This window comes from Glaciimonas sp. GG7, assembly GCF_052976905.1.
Map to the genome: position 1 here is coordinate 1 of NZ_JBRIIQ010000164.1, position 5,515 is coordinate 5,515.

General features: G+C 50.6%; 5 protein-coding genes and 1 pseudogene. 5 read left to right on the forward strand and 1 reads right to left on the reverse strand.

Features of this window, described 5'->3' with window-relative positions; translation table 11 throughout:
• Positions 1 to 523 precede the first annotated feature (523 nt).
• Positions 524 to 1,426, forward strand: coding sequence for an ion transporter (locus ACVBEF_RS20400; RefSeq protein WP_447125745.1), 903 nt, complete (start codon positions 524 to 526; stop codon positions 1,424 to 1,426).
• Between the two features lie 148 nt (positions 1,427 to 1,574).
• Positions 1,575 to 2,342, forward strand: a complete 768-nt coding sequence (locus ACVBEF_RS20405) for an SIMPL domain-containing protein (protein WP_447125746.1) — start codon at positions 1,575 to 1,577, stop codon at positions 2,340 to 2,342.
• Between the two features lie 107 nt (positions 2,343 to 2,449).
• On the opposite strand, the gene ACVBEF_RS20410 is transcribed toward ACVBEF_RS20405, so the two are convergent.
• Positions 2,450 to 3,364, reverse strand: coding sequence for a LysR family transcriptional regulator (locus ACVBEF_RS20410; RefSeq protein ID WP_447125747.1), 915 nt, complete (start codon positions 3,362 to 3,364; stop codon positions 2,450 to 2,452).
• 101 nt (positions 3,365 to 3,465) lie between these two features.
• Here ACVBEF_RS20410 and ACVBEF_RS20415 point away from each other — a divergent pair, with 101 nt between their 5' ends.
• The 3 genes and pseudogenes from ACVBEF_RS20415 to ACVBEF_RS20425 all read left to right on the forward strand — a co-directional run.
• The gene (locus ACVBEF_RS20415) at positions 3,466 to 4,575 is read left to right on the forward strand and encodes a muconate/chloromuconate family cycloisomerase (protein ID WP_447125748.1); all 1,110 of its coding nucleotides are present in this window, start codon (positions 3,466 to 3,468) and stop codon (positions 4,573 to 4,575) included.
• A gap of 30 nt (positions 4,576 to 4,605) precedes the next feature.
• Positions 4,606 to 4,896 (forward strand): muconolactone Delta-isomerase, encoded by a 291-nt coding sequence (catC, locus tag ACVBEF_RS20420; RefSeq protein ID WP_447125749.1) that lies wholly within the window; start codon positions 4,606 to 4,608, stop codon positions 4,894 to 4,896.
• A gap of 72 nt (positions 4,897 to 4,968) precedes the next feature.
• Positions 4,969 to 5,460 (forward strand): annotated as a pseudogene (locus ACVBEF_RS20425) (dioxygenase); the annotation flags it as partial.
• Positions 5,461 to 5,515 lie beyond the last annotated feature (55 nt).

The following is a 5,515-nucleotide window of genomic DNA, read 5'->3' on the forward strand; positions in this document are numbered from 1 at the left end:
TTTTTTATCGGTTTCACGTGCCGTGGATCAAAAAGAACGCAATGGTTGATCAATCCAAGAACTAATAAGACTTTAGCTACTTGAAAAGATAGGCATCATGCTGGAATCGCTTGCAAGCGATCCCAGCGTGAAACCGAAAACTGTGCACTGCACAGTTTTTTTATCGGTTTCACGTGCCGTGGATCAAAAAGAACGCAATGGTTGATCAATCGAAGAACTAATACGTACTTTAGTTACTGGACTGTCAGGGGTTTGTTGACATTTGAATTAGAGAAAACCCGTTCGTACTGAGTAGCCCTTCAGGGCGTATCGAAGTATATGTATGCCCAGGCGATTCTTCGATACGGCACTTTGTGCCTACTCAGTCCGAACGGGCTTGGTAGTGACCCAAGTTTTATATGTCAACATGCCTTAATCAATCTAAGAACTAATTGGAATATTTAGTCTGTAAAAAAGGGACGCATTAGCGTCCCTTTTTGCTATATAAGATGTTTGCAATTAACGAAAGTCCTCCTCTAAATACATGACCAAAAAAGTCCCAAAATCACGCAGTTTCGGCAAGCCCGATCAGAGTTGGCGAGCGCGGCTATACACCATCATTTTCGAGGCCGACACCGTTGCTGGCCGACGTTTTGATACAGCACTGCTAGTCATCATTGTGCTCAGCGTGGCGACCGTGATTGTCGACAGCATAGGCGCGGTCCGGGCGCGTGATTTTATGTTGTTGAATGGGTTGGAATGGTTATTCACCATCCTGTTTACCATCGAATATATCGTGCGCCTGGTGTGCGTAAAGCGACCATTGCGCTACGCCACGAGCTTGTTTGGGATCATTGATCTGGTGTCGATATTGCCCACCTATATCGCCGTATTCATGCCGGAACTTCACTTCCTCATTGATGTACGACTGCTCCGCATGCTGCGGGTATTTCGCGTGCTAAAACTGCCGCGCTACTTCGACGAATCGCAGATTTTGTTGCAGGCGTTGCGCAATAGCAGGCATAAAATATTCGTCTTCCTTGGTGCCGTCATCATCATGAGCGTCATTCTCGGCACCATCATGTATGTCATCGAAGGGCCGGAAAATGGCTTCACCAGTATCCCGGTCGGCATGTATTGGGCGATTGTCACGCTCACGACCACCGGCTATGGGGACATCCATCCCAAAACCCCGTTCGGGCAAATGGTGACCTCACTGGCGATGCTGCTCGGTTACGGCATCATCGCCTTACCTACCGGAATCGTCGGAGTCGAACTGGCGATGAGTATGATGAAGGGCACGCCGACGACGCGTACCTGCACCAACTGCCTGACAGAAGGGCATGAGGCCGACGCACTGTTTTGTAAACATTGCGGCGATGAACTCCCGCCCTATCAATACGATGCAGCAGCAAGGGGAACATTGCCATTTCCACTTAAAAGGTGAGCGCTGACCTGGCAATCTCTACCTATTTAGTTTTCATTGAGAACTAAGTAATCAAAGCATCATCGAAAGACGCAACTTGTATCTTTGTTATTGCAAACTCTGTGAGGCGTGATCCCAAGAAACGCCTCTCTTTTTTTGGAGAATTTCTATGTCAAACAATCGTCATCTGCGTAATCTGGTGGTTTCAGCAACCGTAGTGCTAGCCAGTCTGAGCGCCCATGCGCAAACCAACATCCCCACGACCGGCACCCTGGTCATCGTCCCCGCCTATGGCGAAGTCAGGCACGTCAATGATCAGGTACGTATTACCTTCACCGTAGAAGAGCAGGATAAAGACAAGGCCGCTGCGGCCTCCCGCGTTAATCTCAAGATGAAGCAGGGGACCGATATGTTGAAGCGACAAGATCCACAGGCGATTCTGCAAACGCGTGGCTATTACACTTATCCGGTTTATCCCGAAGAGACACAGCCGCGTGTCAACACCAACCAGCCGCGGCAACCGACAGGCTGGCGCGTCGGACAATATCTGGACGCCACCACGACCAATCTCACCACGCTGCCGAAAACCGTCGCTTCGGTACAAAGCGTGCTGGGCTTAAATGGTCTGAGCTTCGGTCTGAGTGACGCCACCAGCAAAAAACTAGACGATCAGCGCATCGTTGCCACCTATCGCAACCTGACGGAACGCATCGGTTCTGTCGCGCGTGCGATGGGCCGTAATGAAGCCGATGCAGTACTCGACACCGTTGATTTTGAAGGTTCGGGTAACTACGCTGCTGAAATGGGGGTGAGAGCAGCGCCAATGATGATGCGCTCAGCGGCAATGAACGATGCCCCGCAGGTTGAAGAGCCAAGCTTCGAGCCAGGCGAAACCACTTTGACCATGCGTCTGGTTGGCAAAGTACGGTTTAAATAAAAAGCCAGGTGATTGCGCTGACAATCGCATGTTGCTTACCCCCTTTTTTCCGTCAGCGGGAGAAGGGGGTCTAGTTCAAACCCCGTACCATCATCATCCTCAAGACTTCACAGCGATTCTTTCACATGCGCAATATTTTCCGCATCGTAGATATCGTAGATGAGTCGCAACAACTGCCCAAGCTCCTCTGACTGATCGGCCATCCGCACGCTAAAAATGATCGGAGAAGTCGTGTTCTTTTCGTCCAGTTCTCTATAGCTAATATCTTCTCGCTTCATCCCTTGCAGGCTGGCAGGGACGATCGCTATGCCTTGTCCGGCAGCGACTAAGCCGATGGCGATCTGGAGCTCTCGGACCTCGATGATCTTTTCCAGCTTGATTGCGCGGTCGCTAAAAGCCGATAACACCTGATCAGCAAAGCTGGGACGGGGTGCTTTCGGGAAAATAATCAACGTTTCAAAAATCAAGTCTTTCAGCTTGAGCGGCATCCCCGAAGCGGCAAGCGGGTGGCCAGCAGGCAATGCCACGATCAATCTCTCCTCCCGCAATATGATGCGCCGCACATCCGGATCTTCACAGCGGATACGCCCGAAGCCGACGTCAATACTCCCCTCCTTGAGCGCCTTGATTTGTTGCATGGTGGTCATTTCATGCAAGCTGATTTCGACCGCGTTGTACTCCGAACGAAAGCGCCGGATGATTTTTGGCAGCAGTCCGTACAGGGTGGAGGCGACGAATCCGATTGAGAGCGTCCTTTCCATTTTCCCCACCCGTTGCGTCATCGATTTCAGATCCGCTGCCTTGCCCAGCAATTGTTGGGCATGCGCGTAAAAAAACCTGCCAGCCTCAGTCAGTTCGAGCGGACGTGATCCTCTTTCAAACAAAGAGACTTCTAATTCTTCTTCTAGTTGTTGGATTTGACGACTCAACGGCGGCTGGGCGATGAATAAACGCTTAGAGGCGCGCGTGAAGTTTTTCTCCTCGGCAACCGCGACGAAGTAGCGTAAGTGGCGCAATTCCATCTTTATACCTAAAAAGTATTGATGCGATAGCTAATCGGTGTTGGACGACCCTATTTTGCTCGTCTAACCTGCTGTTATTCGCATAATTATACAAATAAAATATGATCAAAACTATAGAAACTATTCTGGTCGATGTCCCCACGATACGCCCTCATAAATTATCGGTAGCGATCATGAACGCGCAAACGCTGGTGTTGGTGCGGGTGGTGTGTGCGGATGGCTTCGAAGGGTGGGGCGAAGCCACTACCATTGGTGGCCTGAGCTATGGCGAAGAAAGTCCTGAGAGTATCAAGACCAATATTGATACCCATATCGCACCCTTGTTGATCGGCATGGATGCCAGTCAGGTTGGCAAGGCGATGGCAAAGATACGCAAAATCATTCAAGGCAACCGGTTTGCCAAATGCGCCATTGAAACCGCCTTGCTCGATGCACAGGCACGCCGTTTGAATATTCCGTTGAGCGAATTATTAGGTGGACGCGTGCGTGATGCGTTACCCGTCGCATGGACGCTGGCCAGCGGAGATACGACGAAAGACATCGCCGAAGCTGAAAAAATGCTTGCGCTGCGGCGTCATCGGATCTTCAAACTGAAAATCGGATTGCGTTCGGTCGCAGACGATGTCGCCCACGTACTGACCATTAAAAAAGCCCTCGGCGCTGACGTCAGTGTGCGGGTCGATGTCAATCAGGCATGGAGCGAACTCGAAGCCGTCAATGGCATTGCAGCCCTTGAGGCTGGTGGTATTGACCTAATTGAACAGCCGATTCGCGCAGACAATAAAGCCGGTTTGGCGCGTCTGGCGAGCCGTTTTTCGGTCGCGCTGATGGCCGACGAATCCTTGCATGGTCCCTTAGATGCATTTGACCTCGCAACCATTGCCGGGGCCGACGTGTTCGCCGTGAAGATCACCCAATCCGGTGGATTAATCCCTGCGATTCAGGTCGCTACCGTCGCGCAACTTGCCGGTATTGGTTTGTACGGTGGAACGATGCTCGAAGGCGGGATCGGGACTGCCGCCTCTGCCCATGTGTTTTCCACTTTCAGTGATCTGTCATACGGGACCGAATTGTTCGGGCCATTGCTGTTGACCGAAGAAGTGTTGTGCGAACCATTGGTCTATAAAGACTTTATGTTGCAAGTCCCTGACAAGCCGGGTCTTGGGGTCGAAATTGACCGCGAAAAATTACAGTTTATGCGCCGTAAATAATATTGCCGTTTAAGAAAACAGGAGAACACTATGTTGTTTCACGTACGAATGGACGTCAATTTGCCGCAGACAATGCCGGAAAATCAGGCGACTGAACTTAAGAAAACAGAAAAAGCAATTGCCCAAAGTTTGCAAGAGAGCGGCAAGTGGCGACACCTGTGGAGGATCGCCGGTCAGTACGCCAACATCAGCATTTTTGATGTCAGCAGCGTCGAAGAATTGCATACGCTGATTTCGACTTTGCCCTTATTTCCGTACATGACAATTCAGATCATGCCTTTGTGCCGTCATCCGTCCTCGATCCGACTGGACGACGCATAAAGAGAGCGTTCGCTGTTGCAAGCATTAGCATTACCCCTTCCCATATAAATAATGACATCTCAGGAGACAACCATGACACACACTGAAATCGACACATTGGTAAAAAGCTGGATCATCGATTCCGCCATCCGTGCAGCAAATCCGCGCGTGCAACAGATCGTCCTGCGCATAGTCGGCGATCTGTGCAAGACGATAGAAGATCTGGATATACAGGCAAGCGAATTCTGGAAAGGTCTGGAATATTTGTCCGTAGCCGGTAGCCGCAATGAGCTCGGTTTGATCGCCCCGGGTCTGGGTCTGGAACGATTTTTCGATATCCGTGCTGACGCAGCAGAAGCCAAAGCTGGTCTGAGTGGCGGTACACCACGTACGATCGAAGGTCCTTTATACGTCGCCGGTGCACCGGAAAGCAAAGGCTATGCGCGTCTGGATGAAGATGCGGTCAGCGACGAAGCAGAAGTGTTATTCATGCAAGGCACGGTATTTGATGCGCATGGCAAGCCAATGCCAGGTGCCACAGTCGAGGTCTGGCATGCCAATCTGATGGGTAATTATTCGTTCTTTAGTTTTCTCCGAAGATGCAGCTTTTTATTTTGGCAATGCCGTTAAAAAATATCGT

Excerpts from the sequence above, each read along its gene's own strand:
- ACVBEF_RS20415 (WP_447125748.1), top strand. The coding sequence starts at position 3,466 with ATGATCAAAACTATAGAAACTATTCTGGTCGATGTCCCCACGATACGC.
- ACVBEF_RS20410 (WP_447125747.1), bottom strand. The coding sequence starts at position 3,364 with ATGGAATTGCGCCACTTACGCTACTTCGTCGCGGTTGCCGAGGAGAAA.
- ACVBEF_RS20400 (WP_447125745.1), top strand. The coding sequence starts at position 524 with ATGACCAAAAAAGTCCCAAAATCACGCAGTTTCGGCAAGCCCGATCAG.
- ACVBEF_RS20405 (WP_447125746.1), top strand. The coding sequence starts at position 1,575 with ATGTCAAACAATCGTCATCTGCGTAATCTGGTGGTTTCAGCAACCGTA.
- catC (WP_447125749.1), top strand. The coding sequence starts at position 4,606 with ATGTTGTTTCACGTACGAATGGACGTCAATTTGCCGCAGACAATGCCG.